This window comes from Paenarthrobacter nitroguajacolicus (assembly GCF_029952445.1).
Lineage (GTDB): Bacteria > Actinomycetota > Actinomycetes > Actinomycetales > Micrococcaceae > Arthrobacter > Arthrobacter nitroguajacolicus_B.
In genome coordinates this window covers 70,719-90,204 of record NZ_JAQPPK010000016.1, presented here as the reverse complement: position 1 = coordinate 90,204, position 19,486 = coordinate 70,719, and the positions used below count along the sequence as shown (strand labels likewise).

15 protein-coding genes are annotated in these 19,486 nt (G+C 63.6%); 8 read left to right on the top strand and 7 right to left on the bottom strand.

Going from position 1 to position 19,486, the window contains the following annotated elements; all coding sequences use genetic code 11:
* Nucleotides 1-19: 19 nt before the first annotated feature.
* The gene (locus PJL15_RS13385) at nt 20-991 is read right to left on the bottom strand and encodes a hypothetical protein (protein WP_281451631.1); all 972 of its coding nucleotides are present in this window, start codon (nt 989-991) and stop codon (nt 20-22) included.
* Nucleotides 992-1,147: 156 nt separating this feature from the next.
* Here PJL15_RS13385 and PJL15_RS13380 point away from each other — a divergent pair, with 156 nt between their 5' ends.
* Nucleotides 1,148-1,627: a DUF4383 domain-containing protein gene (locus tag PJL15_RS13380; protein ID WP_281451630.1), complete on the top strand. Its 480-nt coding sequence runs from the start codon at nt 1,148-1,150 to the stop codon at nt 1,625-1,627.
* Nucleotides 1,628-1,778: 151 nt separating this feature from the next.
* Here the strand turns inward: PJL15_RS13380 and PJL15_RS13375 are convergent, their stop codons facing one another.
* The 5 genes from PJL15_RS13375 to PJL15_RS13355 all read right to left on the bottom strand — a co-directional run bounded on the left by PJL15_RS13375 (nt 1,779) and on the right by PJL15_RS13355 (nt 8,908).
* Nucleotides 1,779-3,824: a glycosyl hydrolase family 28 protein gene (locus tag PJL15_RS13375; protein ID WP_281451629.1), complete on the bottom strand. Its 2,046-nt coding sequence runs from the start codon at nt 3,822-3,824 to the stop codon at nt 1,779-1,781.
* Between the two features lie 182 nt (nt 3,825-4,006).
* Entirely contained in the window at nt 4,007-4,822 is an 816-nt protein-coding gene (locus PJL15_RS13370; RefSeq protein ID WP_281451628.1) for an IclR family transcriptional regulator, read from the bottom strand.
* Nucleotides 4,823-4,908: 86 nt separating this feature from the next.
* A complete protein-coding gene (locus PJL15_RS13365; RefSeq protein WP_281451627.1) occupies nt 4,909-6,165 on the bottom strand; it encodes an aminopeptidase P family protein in 1,257 nt (418 codons plus the stop codon).
* Between the two features lie 28 nt (nt 6,166-6,193).
* On the bottom strand, nt 6,194-7,564 hold the full coding sequence (locus PJL15_RS13360; RefSeq protein WP_281451626.1) for an MFS transporter: 1,371 nt from the start codon (nt 7,562-7,564) through the stop codon (nt 6,194-6,196).
* 672 nt (nt 7,565-8,236) lie between these two features.
* A complete protein-coding gene (locus PJL15_RS13355) occupies nt 8,237-8,908 on the bottom strand; it encodes a GntR family transcriptional regulator (protein ID WP_281451625.1) in 672 nt (223 codons plus the stop codon).
* 151 nt (nt 8,909-9,059) lie between these two features.
* Between PJL15_RS13355 and glyA the strand changes: the two genes are divergently transcribed.
* Genes glyA through purU form a run of 7 tightly spaced genes read left to right on the top strand, consistent with a single transcriptional unit; the run spans nt 9,060 to nt 17,904 of the window.
* Complete coding sequence (gene glyA / locus PJL15_RS13350; RefSeq protein WP_281451624.1) at nt 9,060-10,403, top strand: serine hydroxymethyltransferase; 1,344 nt, start codon at nt 9,060-9,062, stop codon at nt 10,401-10,403.
* Nucleotides 10,400-11,620, top strand: coding sequence for a sarcosine oxidase subunit beta family protein (locus tag PJL15_RS13345; RefSeq protein WP_281451623.1), 1,221 nt, complete (start codon nt 10,400-10,402; stop codon nt 11,618-11,620). The genes glyA and PJL15_RS13345 overlap by 4 nt, the downstream gene beginning before the upstream one ends.
* Before the next feature lie 13 nt (nt 11,621-11,633).
* On the top strand, nt 11,634-12,032 hold the full coding sequence (locus tag PJL15_RS13340; RefSeq protein ID WP_281451622.1) for a sarcosine oxidase subunit delta: 399 nt from the start codon (nt 11,634-11,636) through the stop codon (nt 12,030-12,032).
* Between the two features lie 2 nt (nt 12,033-12,034).
* Nucleotides 12,035-14,980, top strand: coding sequence for a sarcosine oxidase subunit alpha family protein (locus tag PJL15_RS13335; protein WP_281451621.1), 2,946 nt, complete (start codon nt 12,035-12,037; stop codon nt 14,978-14,980).
* The gene (locus tag PJL15_RS13330) at nt 14,973-15,611 is read left to right on the top strand and encodes a sarcosine oxidase subunit gamma (RefSeq protein ID WP_281451620.1); all 639 of its coding nucleotides are present in this window, start codon (nt 14,973-14,975) and stop codon (nt 15,609-15,611) included. Before PJL15_RS13335 ends, PJL15_RS13330 begins: the two co-directional genes overlap by 8 nt.
* The gene (locus PJL15_RS13325; RefSeq protein WP_281451619.1) at nt 15,611-17,002 is read left to right on the top strand and encodes an L-serine ammonia-lyase; all 1,392 of its coding nucleotides are present in this window, start codon (nt 15,611-15,613) and stop codon (nt 17,000-17,002) included. The genes PJL15_RS13330 and PJL15_RS13325 overlap by 1 nt, the downstream gene beginning before the upstream one ends.
* A 2-nt stretch (nt 17,003-17,004) precedes the next feature.
* Nucleotides 17,005-17,904: a formyltetrahydrofolate deformylase gene (gene purU, locus PJL15_RS13320; RefSeq protein WP_281451618.1), complete on the top strand. Its 900-nt coding sequence runs from the start codon at nt 17,005-17,007 to the stop codon at nt 17,902-17,904.
* A 98-nt stretch (nt 17,905-18,002) separates the two neighbouring features.
* Here the strand turns inward: purU and PJL15_RS13315 are convergent, their stop codons facing one another.
* Nucleotides 18,003-19,463: a PucR family transcriptional regulator gene (locus PJL15_RS13315; protein WP_281451617.1), complete on the bottom strand. Its 1,461-nt coding sequence runs from the start codon at nt 19,461-19,463 to the stop codon at nt 18,003-18,005.
* Nucleotides 19,464-19,486: the final 23 nt, after the last annotated feature.

Genomic DNA, 19,486 nt, shown 5'->3' with positions numbered 1-19,486 from the left:
CTTACCAGCGCAATGGTTTTTATTCGCCGCCGAGTTGCCTGAAGTCGTTCTCCCAAAGACGCCGCATCTCGGCGTCTTTGCGGATGACCTCCATCGATTCGAGCTCAGCCGGTGGGGCGGGTCGCTTCGAGCGGGGCGTCAACGTCCGGCGCCCCTGGTCCAACGCGAGAAGGGCCCGGTCAGTCAGGGCGTCATTCTTCAAAGCCAGGTTGGTCTTCCGGCGTCGGAGGACTTCCCTCAACGCAGCCTGGGCGGACTCAAAATCACCCCGCGCACGCTGCGACCGCGCGCGAATCAAGAGCAGCGCGGCCGAGAGATCGTCAGTGTTCAGCAAGCCCTCGGTCCACAGCACTACGTCGCGGTGCCGTTCCAGCGAGAACGCAGCTGTGCAGCGGGCCAAGGCAGAAGGCAACGACGGCGGCAAACCCGCCACAGCTTCGAGGGCCGCCTCGGTCATTCCCATTTCCCGGAGGCAATGAGCCAGCGCCAGGAAAACGGACTCCTCGCTGAACAGCACCGGAACCTCGATGCGTTCGGCAACCTCGACCCGGGTGACCACCTGCCCAAGGTACGTTGCCGAGAACTGGCTGGCGTCGTCGTCGATCCTGGTTGTCAACCCGCGCTGCAGCAGTTCGGACGCCCGCAAGTACCCGCCATGCTTATAGACCAGGAGGCCGGCCATGATGTGGCACAAGCCGGCCCACCCTGGGTTCGTGCGGGCGAAAGCAAGGAGACGGTCCGGTTCCGTGTAGGAGAAGACGGCTTCATGCATTGCCTTCGCCGTTTTCGGGGACAGCATCCTCAGCCTGGGGACGCTTCCCACGAGGGACAAACGCGCGTGGTCGCGGCCATTGAGGACTCCCGAGAGGACATCGTTCACGCCGTCGGCGAGTCCGCGCACCGGTGTCCGGACGTACCCTTCCCTGAAGGGCGTCAGATCCCGGACATCATGAAAAATTGTGTGCGCACGACCATTGGGCACTTGGCTCATGAATCCATGCTAACCGGCCCCTGAACAGCGCTCATCCCCCTGCTATCCGGAGCATTTCAGGAGTATTATGGCGGCGTCGGCAAGGTTTTGCGACACCCCTTGCCGCACCCGGCTCTCCATGAGAAGAGCCGGGTAACAGCGTGAAAGGGAGGACTGATGACCACCGCTTCGCACCCCGCCGAACACCACCACATGATGGGGTTGACACTTCATAACACCGCCATGGGTGTTGGCGTTGTATTTCTGCTGGTAGGCGTCCTGGGCTTCATCCCGGGAATCACCACCAATTACGGCGCCATGACCTTTGCGGGACATGATTCCGGCGCCATGCTGCTTGGAGTCTTCCAAGTGTCCATACTCCACAACATCGTTCACCTGCTGTTCGGCGTGGCCGGTTTGGCCATGGCAAGGAACGACCGCATGGCCCGCCTGTTCCTCTTGGGCGGCGGTGCCGTGTACATCGTTCTTTGGATCTACGGCCTGGTCATCAACCAGGAAACGGGCGCCAACTTCGTCCCGTTCAACACGGCCGATAACTGGCTCCACCTGATCCTTGGCGTAGCCATGATCGGGCTGGGTGCCTGGCTGGGCAGGGATGCCATGGACGAAACAACCGCGGCGCGAAGGAAGATGTAACCCTTCGGCCCGGCTGGCAGAACAAACGACGGCGACCGCCCCTTTATCGTGGGACGGCCGCCGTACTCTTGCGCCGACTTGCCATTTGATGACAATCCGGAAGCCCGGGATTGTCATCATTTGCCAACTCGACGACGGTTGGGCCCCGGGGCTACTGCGCCGGCGCGGGTGTCACGTCGGTGAAGGTGTTCCCCGTGGAATATTGGTCCAGCCGCCACGGGTTGGCGTTGTTCCGCACGCTCTGGAAAGTCACGTCGTCGAAAGTGGAATTCGTCAGGCCCTTGATGTTGGTGGGGTTGACGTTGCGGAACACCACATCCTGGAAGGTGAACGCGCTGAGGGTAGCCGTTCCTTCACCCAGCGACGGACCCGCCTGGATGTCGATCACCGGCTTGCTGTCGGACACAGCCATGCCGCAGGTGGGCGAATTGTTGCCATCCACTGAGACATTCCGGACCTTCACATCTTTGAACGTGGCCGATTCCGCGGCAATGTAACCGGACGGTGACTGGTTGTAGCTCAGCGTCATGATGAACGCACTGCTGCCCATGCAGGCCATGGCAGTGTCCCGGAAGAGGAAGTCGCGGCCACCTCCGGCCATGTCCGAGGTACTCTTCATCCGCAGCCCGCCCGTTTCAACTTTGTACATGACGTTGTCCTCTGCCAGGACCCGCTGCACCCAGGCTGCGGTGTTGGAGCCAACAGCGACGCCGCCGTGCCCCATGCGCATGTAGTTGTTGAAGATCCAGACGTTCTCGCTCGGCCGGCCCATGGCTCCGTATTTGCCCTGTCCTGCCGCAAAGTTGACTTGGTCATCGCCGGTATCGAAGAAGTTGTTCAGCACGATGCCGTTGGTGGCGCCGCCGAACTCCAAACCGTCTCCGTTGTTGGCGTTGTACGTGGTGTGCCGCATCCCGTTAACTGTGCTGTTTTCCGTGTCCAGGATCATCACACCGTGGAACGCGGGATTGTCCGCAGTGACTCCCTCGACGTACAGGTTCTTCACGCCCATGAAGGTCATCAAGCTGGAGCGGTACTGCCCGTAGAGCACGGAATCATCCAGTGTTTCTGGCCTGTTGATTATCCCGGTCAGGGCCTTCGGGTTCTCCTTGGCCTTGCGGAACTGGTCCGCTGCCAGCACGCCATCGTCCAGGACTTTTCCTGCGGAGCTGGCCACATATTGGGGAATTTCGTTGCCCGCTTCATCCATTACCGAGCCTTCGGCAGTGCGCTCCCAGCCGTTCCCATCCACCACGCCTTTGCCGACGATCCGGACGTTGTTGGCCGCGGCTCCAGGCTCACGGCCCTGCGCTGACCGGCCGTTGTCTTCCGGTAGTACGTTGATGAGCGACGGCGGCCTGCGGTAGTTACGGTATTCCGCTTCAGTGGGGAGTGGGTCAGGCACCGGGTAGAGGTAATAGCCCTTGTCCAGGGGATAGTCCTCAGCATGGTCGGAACCGAGCAGCCGGGCGCCCTCCTGCAGTTCCAGGGTCATGTCCGAGTGCAGGAAGAGTGCGCCGGTTTTGAAGGTTCCCGCAGGGACCACTACGGTGCAGCCCGGCGTCCGGCATGTATCGATTGCCTTCTGGATGGAGGCGGTGTTCAGGGCTTTCCCATCGCCTACGGCCTTGAATGCCGGGCTGGTGATGGTGACTTGGTGCCGTTCCGGCGTGGTGCTGACGGTGATCGGCGCACTGGCCGGTGACTCGCTGCCATCGGCCCTGATGGCGGTAACAGTGAACTGGTAACTGGTGCGAGGAGACAAGCCCGTCACGGTGTAATTGTGGGCGACGGTCCGGACATGGAAATCGTCCTTGTCGGCATCCCGGAAGGCGTCCACATATTCCTGGGCCGGCGAGAAGATCCGCGCATTTTCCTCAGCGGTTCCCACAGCGCGGCCGTCCATGTAGACGCGGTAGTCCACAACGTCGTCGTAAATGTCCGGCTTATTCCACACCAGCAGCGTCTTGTTGCTGTCCGTGGCTTGCGCCGGAACACACAGGTTCTGCGGCGCCCTGCTCGTGCCGGAGTCAAGATCGACGCTGGAACTGGAGCAGGCCGGGCTGTCTGCCTTGCCCGTTGGTGCCGCGCTTGCCGGCGACCCCATGGCTGCAACGGAGGTCAAGCCCATCACGGCTGCCAGGGCTGCACCGCCCAGGCTTCGTCGGAATTTCGGTTTTCTTCGGGTCGATCTCATGGATGATCCTTCCCGAGGCACAACGGCGTGCCCCAGTCCTCGGAGGCTCAAGGCTCTCCTGTGGGTGTTCGAGATAGTGAAGAAAACGTTTTCTCAGAACACCCTAAGAAGGATCGGGCGTATGGTCAAGCATTCTGGTTCCTGCCCACTTGGCATTTGCCAAGTCGACGGCGGATGGGCGCCTAACGCGGGGCGCGTCCGCCCAAGCGCGTGGTGACTTTGGCGGCTGCCGCGGCGCAGGCTTCGCCGAGGCTTGTCAGGGTGTCCTGCGAGACGCGGAACTTCGGGGCGGGGATCAACACAGATGCCACGATGTCCCCACGATGGTCGTAAACCGGCGAAGCGACGCCCACTTCTTCAATGGACGTCTCGCCGAAGTTGATAGCCCATCCGCGAGCCGCGGTTTCCTTCAGGCGCTCCAGGTAGGCTTCGATGGCGTCTTCGTCCAGGCCCGGAAGAGTGATGGAACCACTGCGGAGCAGGGTACGCACCCGGTCCTGGTCTTCGTCGGCCAGGAACACCTGCACAGATGAGCTCAAAGCCTCGTTGTACCGGGCCCCCAGCGGCGCGAGGTGTTTCACTTGGTGACGGCTGGGGATCTGCTCCACACACATGGATTCGACGCCGTTCCACACCATGAGGGCGCTGGTCTCACCTGTGCGTTCGGTCAGCTCCCGCAAAACGGGGTAGGCGACGCGCCGCTCCTCGAGCTCCGCCAGGAGGGGGCCAGCCATGGCGATCATTCCCAGCCCCAAGCGGAACCTGCGCGAATCGACGTCGCGCTCCACCAGGCCCTCTTGCTCCAAAGTGGCCAAAATCCGGGATATGGAGCTCTTGTGCAGGCCGATCCGGCCAGCGATTTCAGTGACTCCCAGGAGGGGTTCCTCCGCGGAGAAGCTTCGCAGTACGGCGATGGCGTTGACGATGACAGAGGTGCTCTTGCTGTCGCCGTTGCTGTTGCTGGTATCAGGAGTCGCGCTGGATTCCGAGGGAGTCATGGGTTCACTATATTTCGCCGAGGACGGGGAGCAGGGACGGCACGAGGCCGGTGGGCGCCGTGCACTGCACCCACCAGCCGCACCACCTAGGCTCCGATGATGTTGTACTCGGGGCCGAACGGGAACTTGGTGATGTTCTCAGCGCCGCCCTCGCCTACCACCAGGATGTCGTGCTCGCGGTATCCACCGGCGCCGGGCTGGCCGTCCAACACAGTGATCATGGGCTCCATCGAGACCACCATGCCGGGCTCCAGGACGGTATCGATGTCCTCGCGCAGTTCCAGTCCGGCTTCACGTCCGTAGTAGTGGCTGAGCACACCGAACGAGTGGCCATAGCCGAAGGTGCGGTTGGCCAGCAGTCCGTGGCTGATGTAGATCTCGTTGAGCTCGGCGGCGATGTCCTTGCAGACAGCTCCGGGCTTGATGAGTTCCAGGCCGCGCTTGTGGACCTCCACGTTAATGTTCCAGAGTTCCAGCGAACGGGCGTCCGGTTCGCCGTAGAACAGGGTGCGCTCCAAGGCCGTGTAGTAGCCGCTGGTCATCGGGAAGCAGTTCAGTGACAGGATGTCGTGTTCCTGGATCTTCCGGGTGGTGGCCCAGTTGTGGGCGCCGTCGGTGTTGATACCGGATTGGAACCACACCCAGGTGTCGCGGATTTCGGAGTCCGGGAACGTGCGGGCGATTTCGTGGACCATGGCCTCTGTACCGATCAGGGCAACCTCGTACTCGGTGATGCCTGCGGTGATCGCGTTGCGGATGGCCTCGCCGCCAAGGTCGCCAATGCGGGCACCGTGCTTGATGACCGCGATCTCCTCGTCGGACTTGATCATGCGCTGGCGCATGGCGGCTTGGGCAACGTCCACCAGCGTTGCTCCGGAGAAGGCTGCTTGGATCTTGTTCCGGTTGTCCAACGGAAGCGAGTCGTCTTCGACGCCGATGCGGCGCGGGTTGATGCCACGGGTGCGCAGGACTTCCTGGATCGCGTGGATGTAGTTGTCCCGGCGCCAGTCCGTGTACACCAAGTTGTCGCCGTAGCTGCGGCGCCAAGGCATGCCGGCGTCGATGTTTGCCGTAATGGTGACCGTGTCATCCTTGGTGACCACCATGCCGTAGGAGCGTCCGAAGTAGGTGAAGAGGAAATCGGAGTAGTACTTGATGGAGTGGTAGCTGGTGAGGATGACGGCGTCGAGGTCTTTCTCGGCCATGATCTGCCGGAGGCCGCCGAGGCGGCGTTCGAACTCTGCATCCGAGAAGGTCAGCGATACCTTTTCGCCGTTGTTGAGCACCTTGGTGCGCTCGAGCTTGGCGACGTCGTTGACGGACTCGTTCTGGGTGATGGTCATGGTGGTTCCTTTCAATGGGTTGGTTGTTCTAGTTCTGCTGCAGCGGCTTCTTTGACGTTTCTGCTGCGAAAAGGACTGCGATGAGGGAAACAAGGGAGGCGGCTACGAGGTACCAGCCGGGTGCCAGCTGGTTATGCGTCATGCCGATCAGGAGGGTCGCCATGAAGGGGGCTGTGCCGCCAAACAGGGCGTTGGACAGGTTGAAGCTGACGGCGAAGCCCGTGTAGCGGACCTTCGTGGGGAACAGTTCCGCGAGGAAACTGGGCAGGGTGCCGTCGTTCAGGGTGAGCATTCCGCCCAACAGGATCTGAACCAGCACGATCACCAGGAAGTTGCCGGTGTCCAACAACATGAAGGCCGGAACGGTCAGCAGCACGAACAGGACCGACGCCGTGAGGAGCATCCGCTTGCGGCCAAACTTGTCAGAAGCGATACCTGTCAGGAAGATGAAGCCGATGTAGCTGGCCAGGGCGATGGTGGTTGCCAGGAATGACTCCGCGGCCCCGAAGCCCAGTTCCTCCGACAGGTACGTCGGCATGTAACTGAGGATGACGTAGAAGCCCACGGCATTCAGCAATACGGCACCTGTTGCGATGATCAACTGCTTTCGGTACGTCCGGAACATTGCGAACGCCGGCGCCTTGACGGCATGGTCCTTCCCGGCCAGCTCCCGGAATGCCGGAGTGTCCTCCAGCTTTGTCCGTATGTACCGGCCAATCAGGCCCATCGGCGCGGCCAAAAGGAACGGCAGGCGCCAACCCCAATCGTTCAGCTGCTCCGGGGTCAATACGGAACTCAGCAAGGCGGCAAGCAAGGAGCCGAGCAGCAGTCCCGCTGCGGTACTTGCAGGCACGACGGCGGCATAGAGTCCGCGTCGATTCGCCGGCGCGTACTCCACCAGGAAGGCAGAAGCCCCAGCGTATTCGCCCGCTGCGGAGAAGCCCTGGACCACCCTGACAAGGAGGAGCAGGATCGGCGCCATCACGCCGATGGTTGCGTAACCCGGGATCAGGGCGATGCAGAAAGTGGCAACCGACATCAGAACGATCGAGAGGCTGAGGGCTTGCTTGCGGCCGAGCCTGTCGCCGATGTGGCCCCAGATGAAACCACCCAGTGGCCTCACGAAGAAGCTGATGGCGAAGACACCGAAGGTCGCCAGGAGCGCGGTCTGCCGGTCGGATTCCGGGAAGAACACCGACGAGATGATGCCGGCAAGGTAGCCGTAAACGGCGTAGTCGAACCATTCCACGAAGTTGCCGATAAAGCTCGCAGTGACCACTCGCCGTCGAGTGTCCTTGCTGACCGTGTTCGTGCTGCTGGTTGTGGGGTTGGTTGTGGGGTTGGAGCCAGAGGCGGCTGGAGTGCCTTGCTCGGCTGCCACAGAGGATTCATTGCTCATGTGTCCACCAAAATCTTTGGGGTTGCATTCAACGCAACGCTGTTGCACCAGAGTATGTGTGCGATGGATCACGGTCAAGGGGTTTCTGATTGTTTGATTTGGATTTTCCGGCGCAAGACTTCGACGGGCCGTGAAACCGATCGGTTGCAGCCAGCGATTTCGAGTTGCAACAAACGCCAAATCCCACACCCAACCCTCCATCACATCCCACCCCCTTCCCGCCAACCCTCTTCCACATCCCACCCCCCTCCCCCCAACCCTCTTCCACATCCCACCCCCTTCCCCACCCTCTTCCACCAGGCTGGCCGCGGTCACCGTCGGCACCCGGGCGAGTTCCGACGTCGGGCTTAACGCCGGCTGGCCGATCGGCCAGATGAGAGATGGCTCGGCCCAACGGGCGGTTACGCGAGAGAGGGACCAACCCAACGGGCGCTTACGTGAAAGAGGGACCAACCCAACGGGCGGTTAAGCGAGAGAGGGACCAGCCCAACGGGCGGTTACGCGAGAGATGGCTCGGCCGAACGGGCGGTTACGCGAGAGAGAGACCAGCCCAACGGGCGATTACGTGAAAGAGGGACCAGTCGAACGGGCGGTTACGCGAGAGAGGGACCAGCCCAAAAGGCAGTTACGCGAGAGAGGGTCCAGCCGAACGGGCCGTTACGCGAGAGAGGGTCAGAGGACCTTGCGGATCGTCTCTTCGAAGCTGACCACGTGGTTCAATGCGAGCTCCGCGGCCAGCCCTTCGTCGCCGTCGGCTATGGCCGTGAGGAGGTCGGCGTGTTCGGAGATGTGGCCGGACACGGAGGGCATCTTTTCGAGCATGTGGCACCAGATGCGGGTTGCGAGGTTGTCGTACCGGATGAGCACGTCTTCCAGGTGCGCGTTGGCCGAGGCCTTGTAGATGAGCCGGTGGACCTGGATGTCGTACCGCATGAGTTCCGCGGATGACGCATCCTGGCCCTCTAGGTCGCGAATGGCAGCAGCAACCGCGCGAAGCTCTGAACGCATCGCGGTACTTGCCATGCGGGCAGCCTTGCGCGATGCCAGGGGTTCCAGGAGTTCGCGGATTTCGGATACTTCAGCGAGTTGGGTGATGTCCACGCCAGTGGCGAAGGTGCCGCGGCGGGGGTAGGAAACCACCAGGTGGTCGCTCTCCAGGCGCTTGATGGCTTCGCGGACGGGAGTTCGTCCAATGCCAAGCTCGGCAGCGATCTGGCCGTCATTGATGGGATCACCAGGCTTGATGTCAAGCATGATCAGCCTGTCGCGGAGCAGCAGATAGGCGTTCTCCGCGAGGGACGTCCCCTGTGGAGCTGATTCCAAGGCTTCCAGTGCTGTGCTCATGACTCTCTCCCCGTTGTCGCAATCCCAGTCTGGTGGACGAGTTGCCGCAGAGCTGTTGACGACCATGTGATCTTCAACATACTATGGCAATAGTTCTAATATATCAGTTGCCTAACAGTCGGCCACTAGACAATCCTCTAAGGAGAACACCATGGTTGAACCGCTGATCCGCCCGCTCGCACAGGCGGACCCGGAGGTTGATCAGGCGATCGCCCAGGAACTCATCCGCCAGCAATCCACGTTGGAAATGATCGCCTCTGAAAACTTCGCGCCCACGGCCGTGATGGAAGCCCAGGGCTCGGTGCTGACCAACAAGTACGCCGAAGGCTACCCCGGCAAGCGCTACTACGGCGGCTGCGAACACGTCGATGTGATCGAACAGCTCGCCATAGACCGTCTCAAGTCCCTCTTTGGCGCTGAATTCGCCAACGTGCAGCCGCACTCGGGCGCACAGGCAAACGCTTCGGCCATGCACGCCCTGATCAATGCAGGCGACACCATCATGGGCCTCAACCTCGCCCACGGCGGACACCTGACCCACGGCATGCGCATCAACTTCTCCGGCAAGCTTTACAAGGTTGTCCCCTACGGCGTCCGCGAGGACACCCACACCATCGACATGGCCGAGGTCGAGCGCCTGGCCCTCGAGAACAAGCCCCAGCTGATTGTTGCGGGCTGGTCCGCTTACTCCCGCCACGTGGACTTCGCCGAGTTCCGGCGCATCGCGGACCTGGTGGGCGCCTACCTCATGGTGGACATGGCCCATTTCGCCGGCCTGGTCGCCGCCGGCCTGCACCCCAGCCCGTTGCCGCACGCCCACATCGTCACCAGCACCACGCACAAGACCCTCGGCGGCCCCCGCGGCGGCGTCATCCTCACCAACGACGCCGACATCGCCAAGAAGGTCAACTCGGCAGTCTTCCCGGGCCAGCAGGGCGGTCCGCTGGAGCACGTGATTGCCGCCAAGGCCGTGGCCTTCAAGATGGCAGCGGAGCCCGAATTCCAGGAGCGACAGGCCCGGGTGCTGGAAGGCTCCAAGATCCTGGCCCAGCGACTCCTTCAGGACGACGTAGCTGCAGCCGGCATCTCCGTGGTCAGTGGCGGAACCGACGTTCACCTGGTCCTCGCCGACCTCCGCAACTCCGAACTGAACGGCCAGCAGGCAGAGGACACCCTCCACCACATCGGCATCACGGTCAACCGCAACGCCGTTCCGTTCGACCCCCGCCCGCCAATGGTCTCGTCCGGACTCCGCATCGGCACCCCCGCACTCGCCGCCCGCGGCTTCGGAGCCGAAGAGTTCACGGAGGTCTCAGACATTATTGCGACGGCGTTGATCGCCGCAGCGGCGACAGGCACCTTGGACGACGCGACCGCCGTCGAACTCCGCAACCGCGTGACCGCACTGGCGGACAAACTGCCGCTTTACCCCCACCTTTCCAACAAAGGCAATGGCGCCGAAACCGAAGCAGAACTGATTGGAGCAGCCCAGTGAGTGTTGACCACCTCCCCGAACACCCGGACTTCCTCTGGCGTAACCCGGAACCCAAGAAGAGCTATGACGCCGTGATTGTGGGCGGCGGCGGGCATGGCCTGGCCACCGCGTACTTCCTGGCGAAGAACCACGGCATGACCAACATCGCCATCTTGGAAAAGGGTTGGCTGGCCGGTGGCAACATGGCCCGCAACACCACCATCATCCGCTCCAACTACCTCTGGGACGAGAGCGCGGCCATCTACGAACACGCGCTCAAGCTCTGGGAGATCCTCCCGGAGGAACTGGAGTACGACTTCCTCTTCAGCCAGCGCGGCGTCATGAACCTGGCCCACACGCTGGGCGATGTCCGCGAGAGCATGCGGCGCGTAGGTGCCAACCGGCTCAACGGCGTCGACGCAGAATGGCTGGAGCCGGACCAAGTCAAGGAACTCTGCCCCATCCTGAACACCAGCGACAACATCCGCTACCCGGTCATGGGCGCCACCTACCAGCCGCGTGCAGGCATCGCCAAGCACGACCACGTGGCCTGGGCCTTCGCCCGCAAGTGTGACGAGCTCGGCGTGGACATCATCCAGAACTGCGAAGTCACCGGCTTCATCAAGGACGGCAACCGGGTCACCGGTGTCCAGACCACACGAGGCACCTTCAACACCGGGAAGGTGGGCCTTTGCGCCGCCGGCCACAGCTCCGTGCTGGCCGAAATGGCTGGCTTCCGCTTGCCGATCCAGTCGCACCCGCTCCAGGCGCTGGTCTCGGAACTGCACCAGCCCGTCCACCCCACGGTGGTCATGTCCAACCACGTCCACGTGTACGTCTCCCAGGCGCACAAGGGCGAACTGGTGATGGGCGCCGGCGTCGACTCCTACAACGGCTACGGCCAGCGCGGTTCGTTCCACGTGATCGAGGAGCAGATGGCAGCGGCCGTTGAGCTCTTCCCGATCTTCGCCCGGGCCCACGTGCTCCGCACCTGGGGCGGCATCGTGGACACCACACTGGATGCTTCTCCGATCGTCGGCGTCACCCCCGTGGAGAACATGTTCGTCAACTGTGGTTGGGGAACCGGTGGCTTCAAGGGCACCCCTGCAGCCGGCCTGACGTTCGCCCACACCATTGCCACCGGCGCTCCGCACAAGCTCAACGCCCCCTTCGCACTGGAACGCTTCGAGACCGGTGCCCTGATTGACGAACACGGCGCCGCAGCCGTAGCCCACTAAGGAAGGCAAGGACATGCTCCTCATTTCATGCCCCAACTGCGGGCCACGCGACGAAACCGAATTCCACTACGGCGGCCAGGCGCACATCGCCTACCCCGAAAACCCGAACGACCTGACCGACCGCGAATGGGCGGAGTACCTCTTCTACCGCGAGAACACCAAGGGCACTTTCGCCGAGCGCTGGGTCCACAGCACGGGATGCCGGCAATGGTTCAACATGCTTCGGGACACCGTGAGCTATGACATCCACTCCATCTACGCAATGGGCCAACCCCGCCCGGACATTACAGGTACAAGCACTACAGGGACCGGCGCAGGGGTAGCCGGCGGACCCGGCCTCGCCCCCGGCGCCGCAACGACAGGCTCGGCAACAACAGGCGCAGCCGCACCCACCTCCTCGGAAGGAGTCTAGAAGTGACCAGCAAGAACGCACGCCTCGCCACCGGCGGACGCATCGATCGCAGCATCGCTTGGCGCTTCACCGTGGACGGCCAGGAATTCACCGGCCACCCGGGCGACACCATCGCTTCGGCGCTTCTGGCCAACGGCCACATCAACGCAGGCAACTCCCTCTATGAGGACCGCCCCCGCGGCATCATGGCCGCAGGCGTGGAAGAGTCCAACGCTTTGGTCAAGATCGCTCCCCGATTCCCTGGCCACGTTGCCGAGTCCATGCTCCCTGCCACCGCGGTTTCGCTGGTGGACGGCATGAACATCGAGCTCCTGTCCGGCCTGGGCAAGTTGGACCCTAACGAGGACAAGGCCGAATACGACAAGAAGTACGTCCACACTGACGTCCTGGTGGTCGGCGGCGGCGTTGCCGGCCTGGCAGCAGCCCGCGAGGCAGTCCGCACCGGCGCCCGGGTCATCCTGATCGACGACCAGCCCGAGCTCGGTGGCTCGCTGCTCTCCGGCTCCACCGCGGAAGGGCTCGCCGAAGAGATCGAAGGAAAGCCAGCGCTTGAATGGGTTGCCGACGTGGAGGCAGAGCTGGTTTCCAGCGGCGAATGCACCGTCCTGAACCGCACCACCGCTTTCGGTTCCTACGATTCGAACTACTTCATCGCAGCCCAGAACCGCACGGACCACTTGAGCGTTCCGGCAGCTCCGGGTGTCTCCCGCCAGCGTATTTGGCACATCCGTGCCAAGCAGGTTGTCCTGGCTCCCGGCGCCCACGAGCGTCCGTTGGTCTTCGAGAACAACGACCGCCCCGGCATCATGCTCGCCTCGGCAGCCCGCACGTACCTGAACCGCTACGCCGTCGCGGCCGGTTCGCGGGTGGTCATCAGCACCACCAACGATTCCGCCTACGCACTTGCCGCGGACTTGAAGGCAGCAGGCGTGGCGGTTGCCGCCGTCGTCGATGCCCGTCCGCAGATCAGCGCGAAGGCCGCTGCCGCCGTCGAGTCCGGTATCCGGGTGCTGATTGGCAGCGCGGTTGCGGACACCTCCGCGGATGAGAACGGCCGCCTGAATGGCGTCACCGTCCGCAGCATTAACGACGACGGCGAACTCACCTCGGGCGTCGAACAGCTGGCTGCCGATCTCCTCGCCGTTTCCGGTGGCTGGAGCCCCGTGGTCCACCTCCACAGCCAGCGCCAGGGCAAGCTGCGTTGGGATGACGAGCTCGCTGCTTTCGTCCCAACCGCTCCGGTCCGGGACCAGCAGGTTGTTGGCGCAGGCCGCGGCAGCTACGAACTCCAGGACTGCCTGGCAGAGGGCATCTCCGCCGGTGCTGCTGCCTCCATCGCTGCGGGCTTTGAGTCCGCAACCACGCCGGTGGAACTGCAGGCACCGGTCCCCAGCGCGCCGACCCGCCAGCTTTGGCTGGTTCCCGGCCAGACCGGTGAGCCCGGCGAGTGGCACCACCACTTCGTCGACTTCCAGCGCGACCAGTCCGTGGCGGATGTCCTCCGCTCCACGGGCGCGGGCATGCGTTCGGTTGAGCACGTCAAGCGGTACACCTCCATCAGCACGGCCAACGACCAAGGCAAGACCTCCGGCGTCAACGCAATCGGCGTCATTGCCGCGGCGTTGAAGTTCGGCGGCGCTGAAAGCGTTCCGGGCGTCGGCGAGATCGGCACCACGGCCTACCGTGCACCATTCACCCCGGTGGCCTTCGCGGCCCTGGCGGGCCGCCAGCGGGGAGAGCTCTTCGACCCCGCCCGCGTCACCTCCATCCACCCGTGGCACGTTGCCCAGGGCGCTTTGTTCGAAGACGTTGGGCAATGGAAGCGCCCCTGGTACTACCCGCAGGGCAGCGAAGACATGGACACGGCCGTGCTGCGCGAATGTGCAGCCGTCCGCGAATCCGTGGGCTTCATGGACGCGACCACCCTGGGCAAGATCGAGATCCGCGGCAAGGACGCAGGCGAATTCCTGAACCGCGTCTACACCAACGCGTTCAAGAAGCTCGCCCCGGGCTCCGCCCGCTACGGCGTGATGTGCACCCTGGACGGCATGATCTTCGATGACGGCGTGACCCTGCGCCTTGACGATGACCGCTACTTCATGACCACCACCACCGGCGGCGCAGCCAAGGTGCTGGACTGGCTCGAAGAGTGGCACCAGACGGAGTGGCCGGAACTCGATGTTGTCTTCACCTCCGTGACGGAGCAGTGGAGCACCATCGCCGTCGTTGGCCCGAAGTCCCGCGCCGTGATCGCGAAAGTCGCACCGGAGCTCGCCGAAAATGGCGGACTCGACGCTGAAGCCTTCCCATTCATGACCTTCCGCGAGACCACGTTGGCTTCCGGAGTCCAGGCACGTATTTGCCGCATCTCCTTCTCCGGCGAACTCGCCTACGAAATCAACGTTCCTTCCTGGTACGGGCTCAACACCTGGGAAGCCGTTGCTGCTGCCGGTGCCGAGTTCAACATCACCCCGTACGGCACCGAAACCATGCACGTGCTCCGCGCCGAGAAGGGCTACCCCATCGTCGGGCAGGACACCGACGGCACGGTCACTCCGCAGGATGCCGGCATGGACTGGATCGTTTCCAAGGCCAAGGACTTCATCGGCAAGCGTTCCTACCTCCGGGAAGACGCCAGCCGCGAGGACCGCAAACACCTGGTAAGCGTCCTCCCCGTGGACCACTCGCTGAGGTTGCCGGAAGGCACGCAGCTGGTGGAGAAGGGCATCCCGGTCAACCCTGCCAACGGACCCGTCCCCATGGAGGGCTTCGTAACCTCCAGCTACCACAGCGCCGCGCTGGGCCGCTCCTTCGCCCTGGCACTTATCCAAAACGGCCGCAACCGCATCGGCGAAACCCTGGTGGCTTCGCTGGGAGACCAATTGGTGGACGTGGTTGTTGGCGAAACCGTACTTTTTGATGCTGAAGGGACCCGCAAAGATGGCTGAAACAGCAACACCAGCAGAAACCGTCAACCGCGTCCGGGGCGCCCGCCGCAGCCCGGCCGAGCACCTGGCTGACGCCTTCACCTCCGGTTCGATTCCGGGCACGGTGACACTCACCGAAATCCCGTACCAGGCCATGGTGGGTATCCGGGTTGACCGGACGTCCGACGCCGGTGCCCGCGTTGCGTCCGTGACCGGCGGCTTGCCTGCCGCGTGCGGTGAGGTGACGGCCAAGGATGCGGTAAGCACTTTGTGGCTGGGTCCCACTGAGTTCATGGTGGTGGCCCCCGAGGAAGCCCACGATTCGCTCGGCGGCTCCCTGGTCAGCGACCTGACCGCGGCTTTGGGCAGCGACGCAGGCCAGGTGGTGGACCTGTCCGCCAACCGCACCACATTCGAACTCTCCGGCAGCCACGCCCGCGCCGTGCTTGAGAAGACGTGCTCACTGGACCTGCACCCGCGTGTTTTCAAGGCCGGTACCGCCGTGTCCACCGAGCTTGCCCACATCCCGGTGATGCTGTGGAAGGTCTCGGACGAAAGCTACCGGATCTTTCCCCGGGCCTCGTTTGCCGACTTCCTGGGCCGCTGGATCCTGGACGCCATGCGGGAATACGCGTCGCCTGAGGTCCCGTAATGGCACTGAGTGTGCTTGACCTGTTTTCTGTGGGCATCGGGCCGTCATCGTCACACACGGTGGGTCCGATGCGTGCGGCAAAGCAGTTTACGGATGGTCTTGAATCATCCGGCCAGCTACCGGCCACGGTGCGCGTCCAGGCTGAGCTTTTCGGCTCGCTGGGCGCCACCGGCCGGGGCCACGGCTCGGACAAGGCCGTGGTGCTGGGACTGCAGGGCCACTCCCCCGAAACCGTGGACACCCGCACCGCCGATGACCAGGTTGCGGCCGCCGCCCTCGACGCCGAATTGCGGTTGGGCGGCGACCACCGCGTGGACTTCAATTGGGACGAGGACGTGGTCCTGCACCGCCGAAAGTCCCTTCCGGCGCACCCCAACGGGATGACTTTCCGAGCACTGGACCACACGGGGGCAGTGTTGCGGGAACGCAGTTACTACTCCATTGGTGGCGGGTTCGTGGTGGACGGGGACGTCTCCGGAGCCGACAAGGTCGTGGCTGACGACACCGTGCTCCCCTACCCCTTCACCACCGCAGATGAGCTGCTGGCCATCTGCGTGCGTGAAGGCAAGTCCATCTCCGACATCATGCTGGCCAACGAGCTGGTGTGGCGTTCAGAGGAAGAACTTCGCGAAAAGCTGCTGGGCATCTGGGCCGTCATGCGCGAATGCGTGGACAACGGCTGCTCTGCCGAGGGAATCCTGCCGGGAGGCCTGAAGGTCAGGCGACGGGCGCCGTCGTTGTTCAAGAAGCTTTCCGAAACCGACGCGGACCTGAACGGTGCAAGTTCGGCTGACCCGCTGCTCGCCATGGAATGGGTCAACCTGTTCGCCCTGGCAGTGAACGAGGAAAACGCCGCAGGCGGCCGGATCGTCACCGCGCCAACCAACGGTGCGGCCGGTATCGTCCCGGCAGTGCTGCACTATTACACCAAGTTTGTTCCGGGAGCCAACGACGACGGCGTCGTGCGGTTCCTGCTCGCGGCGGCCGCCGTCGGAATCCTGTTCAAAATCAACGCGTCCATTTCCGGTGCCGAGGTGGGCTGCCAAGGTGAGGTGGGTTCTGCCTGTTCCATGGCCGCCGCCGGGCTCTGCGAAGTCCTTGGAGGCACGCCGGAGCAGGTGGAGAACGCTGCCGAAGTTGGCATTGAACACAACCTGGGCCTCACCTGCGACCCCGTGGGCGGGCTGGTGCAGATCCCCTGCATCGAACGCAACGCCATTGCCAGCGTCAAGGCCATCAATGCCGCCCGCCTTGCCCTGCATGGCGACGGCAGCCACAAAGTCTCGCTGGACAAAGCCATCAAGACCATGCGCGAAACCGGCGCAGACATGAAATCCAAGTACAAAGAGACCTCGCGTGGAGGCCTCGCCGTCAACGTAGTGGAGTGCTGAGCATGACTGCCATCCAAACTGAATCCGCCGTTTCTGCCGGCGGGGAAACCACTGTGGAGCATGTCCTCACCCTGGACTGCCCCGAAGGTCCCGGGATCGTGCACGCGGTCTCCGGCTTCCTGCTGGAACACGGCTGCGACATCATCGACAACAAGCAGTTCGGGGACCGCGCCGAGGGCCACTTCTTCATGCGGGTGCACTTTGCATCCTCCGGAGACGAGTCCACCTTGGACACCCTGCGCTCCGCGTTCTCCCCCGTGGGCGCGAAATACGGCATGAACTGGCAGCTTGAGCGCCAGGGCTACAAGCGCCGGGTGCTGATCATGGTCTCCAAGTTCGGGCACTGCCTGAACGACCTCTTGTTCCGGGCACGGATCGGTGAGCTGCCCATCGATGTGGTGGGCGTGGTCTCGAACCACACCGACCACCAGGGCTTGGCGGAGTGGCACGGGATCCCCTTCTTCCACGTTCCCGTTACAGCGGCCACCAAACCCGCCGCCGAGGGTCGGTTGCTGGAAATCATCGATGAACTGGACGTTGAGCTCGTGGTGCTGGCCCGCTACATGCAGGTCCTCAGCGATGATCTGGCCCGCAAGCTCGATGGCCGCGCCATCAACATCCACCACTCGTTCCTGCCGAGCTTCAAGGGTGCCAAGCCCTACCACCAGGCTTACGCGCGTGGCGTGAAGACCGTGGGTGCCACAGCCCACTACGTCAACGGCGAACTGGACGAAGGTCCCATCATCGCCCAGCAGGTAGTGGAAGTGGACCACACGTTCGGGCCGGACGATCTCGTAGCCGCCGGCCGGGACACTGAATGCAAGGCCCTCAGCAACGCCGTTCGTTGGCACTGCGAAGGGCGGATCATCTTGAATGGGAACAGGACGATCGTGTTGAAGTAAGGCCTTGTTTGCCCGATTCGACGGTTCGCTGCGCAGTAGATGGTTCCACCGTGTGACCATCGAATGCGCAGCGGGCCGTCGAATTGGCGTTTAAGGGTCTACAGCCGCGCCAGCCGCGTCGCCAGATGCAGCGCCGCGAGCCGGCCCGTTCCCCGCGGGTCTCCGCCGCAGAGCTCAAAGATCCGCTGGAGCCGATGATGCAGGGACTGTCGCTCCAAGTGCAGTTCACGCGCGGCTTGCGCTGTGTTGCAGCCGCTGTCCAGCCAGACGGCCAGCGTCCTCATCAGCTCGGACTTCTTCAGGCGGTCATGCTCGACGACGGCACCCAGCTGCCGCTGCACGAATCCTTCGCGGGTGGCCGGGTCCAGGGCATCGGCGGCGAGTAGCTCAACGGCCAGTGTGTCCGCATCCACCACAACCCCCGCGCTCAAACCGAGGTCAAGCGCCCTGCGCGCTTCGGCCAGGGACCACGGTGCTTCACCGACACCCCTGGCCAGCGGTCCCACGGCAATCACCGATCCCGACGGCACGTCGAAGCCGCGCAGCGCCTCCAACAGCGTGGCCCGTGCAACAGCCCCCTCGCCCAAAGACGCCAGCGCGATTAGCTCCGCATTGTTGGCGTAGCTGGCGCTGTGCGGCACACATTCCCGGAGCAGCGCATCCACGGCCGGACGCAAATGCCCGGCACCCGTGGAGCGGATCACGACGGCAGCCACGTCGCCGCCAATGGGGAACCCAGACGCCGGCCCCAGTTGCTGCAACTGCCACTGCTGGCTCCCGGAGTTGATGGCCCGCATGAGTTCGATGCCAGCCAATTCCTTCAAACCCGGCGGCATGCGCTGGAGCAGCGCCAACCCGAGGATGTCCACGGAACGTTCGCCGGCCACGCGCGCAAGGCCGGTGTCGCCGTCGTCGGGCGTTTGCAACTCAAGGCGGGCCGCAAGCACTCCCCGCACCGGCACGTCCACAGTGGTGACGCTGCCGCCGTCGTTGAAGGAGCCCGCCGCCCCGAGCGTCAGGCCCGACGGCGATACCAGCCTTGCGCTGGCACCTGTCCTTTCGGCCAGGACAGTCAGGAGTTGGTCGAGGCCGCCGCCATGGGCAAGTTCGGCGGCCATTGCGTGGCTGGCCTGGTCACCGCGTTGGAGGTGCTCCACGGATTCGCTCACGAGGAGCGAATTGATCTCCTGCATCACGCCGACGAACGGGACAACCCGGCGCAACTCGATCACGGGCAGGCCGGCCGCTTCGGCGACTTCCAGCATTCCGGCGGGGACCTCGGGCAGTGCTGGGCCTGTTTCGAGTGCCAATGCCGCTATCCCCCGGGCCGCGAGTTCGCGGACGTATTCGGCCTGCCTTTCCTCCCCCACGGCGGCGAGTGCCTGGCCCCCGCTGAGGAGCAGTTCGCCACCGCTGAGCAGCGGCGCGATATCCAGGACTTCGCTTGAATGCACCCATCGGACGGGCCTGGCCAGGGCGTCCGGGACATGGTTGAGGAGTCGGGGGTCGGCTGATTTGAGGCTTTCATAGTCCAAGGCCGCGCTCAACAGGACTGGCATGACACTCCGTATGGTTCGTCGGA

Bases quoted from the DNA above. Each gene is read 5' to 3' on its own strand.
- PJL15_RS13370 (WP_281451628.1), bottom strand. From the start codon at position 4,822: ATGACTCCCTCGGAATCCAGCGCGACTCCTGATACCAGCAACAGCAAC.
- PJL15_RS13375 (WP_281451629.1), bottom strand. From the start codon at position 3,824: ATGAGATCGACCCGAAGAAAACCGAAATTCCGACGAAGCCTGGGCGGT.
- PJL15_RS13360 (WP_281451626.1), bottom strand. From the start codon at position 7,564: ATGAGCAATGAATCCTCTGTGGCAGCCGAGCAAGGCACTCCAGCCGCC.
- PJL15_RS13355 (WP_281451625.1), bottom strand. From the start codon at position 8,908: ATGAGCACAGCACTGGAAGCCTTGGAATCAGCTCCACAGGGGACGTCC.
- glyA (WP_281451624.1), top strand. From the start codon at position 9,060: ATGGTTGAACCGCTGATCCGCCCGCTCGCACAGGCGGACCCGGAGGTT.
- PJL15_RS13380 (WP_281451630.1), top strand. From the start codon at position 1,148: ATGACCACCGCTTCGCACCCCGCCGAACACCACCACATGATGGGGTTG.
- PJL15_RS13385 (WP_281451631.1), bottom strand. From the start codon at position 991: ATGAGCCAAGTGCCCAATGGTCGTGCGCACACAATTTTTCATGATGTC.
- PJL15_RS13315 (WP_281451617.1), bottom strand. From the start codon at position 19,463: ATGCCAGTCCTGTTGAGCGCGGCCTTGGACTATGAAAGCCTCAAATCA.
- PJL15_RS13330 (WP_281451620.1), top strand. From the start codon at position 14,973: ATGGCTGAAACAGCAACACCAGCAGAAACCGTCAACCGCGTCCGGGGC.
- PJL15_RS13365 (WP_281451627.1), bottom strand. From the start codon at position 6,165: ATGACCATCACCCAGAACGAGTCCGTCAACGACGTCGCCAAGCTCGAG.
- PJL15_RS13340 (WP_281451622.1), top strand. From the start codon at position 11,634: ATGCTCCTCATTTCATGCCCCAACTGCGGGCCACGCGACGAAACCGAA.
- PJL15_RS13325 (WP_281451619.1), top strand. From the start codon at position 15,611: ATGGCACTGAGTGTGCTTGACCTGTTTTCTGTGGGCATCGGGCCGTCA.
- purU (WP_281451618.1), top strand. From the start codon at position 17,005: ATGACTGCCATCCAAACTGAATCCGCCGTTTCTGCCGGCGGGGAAACC.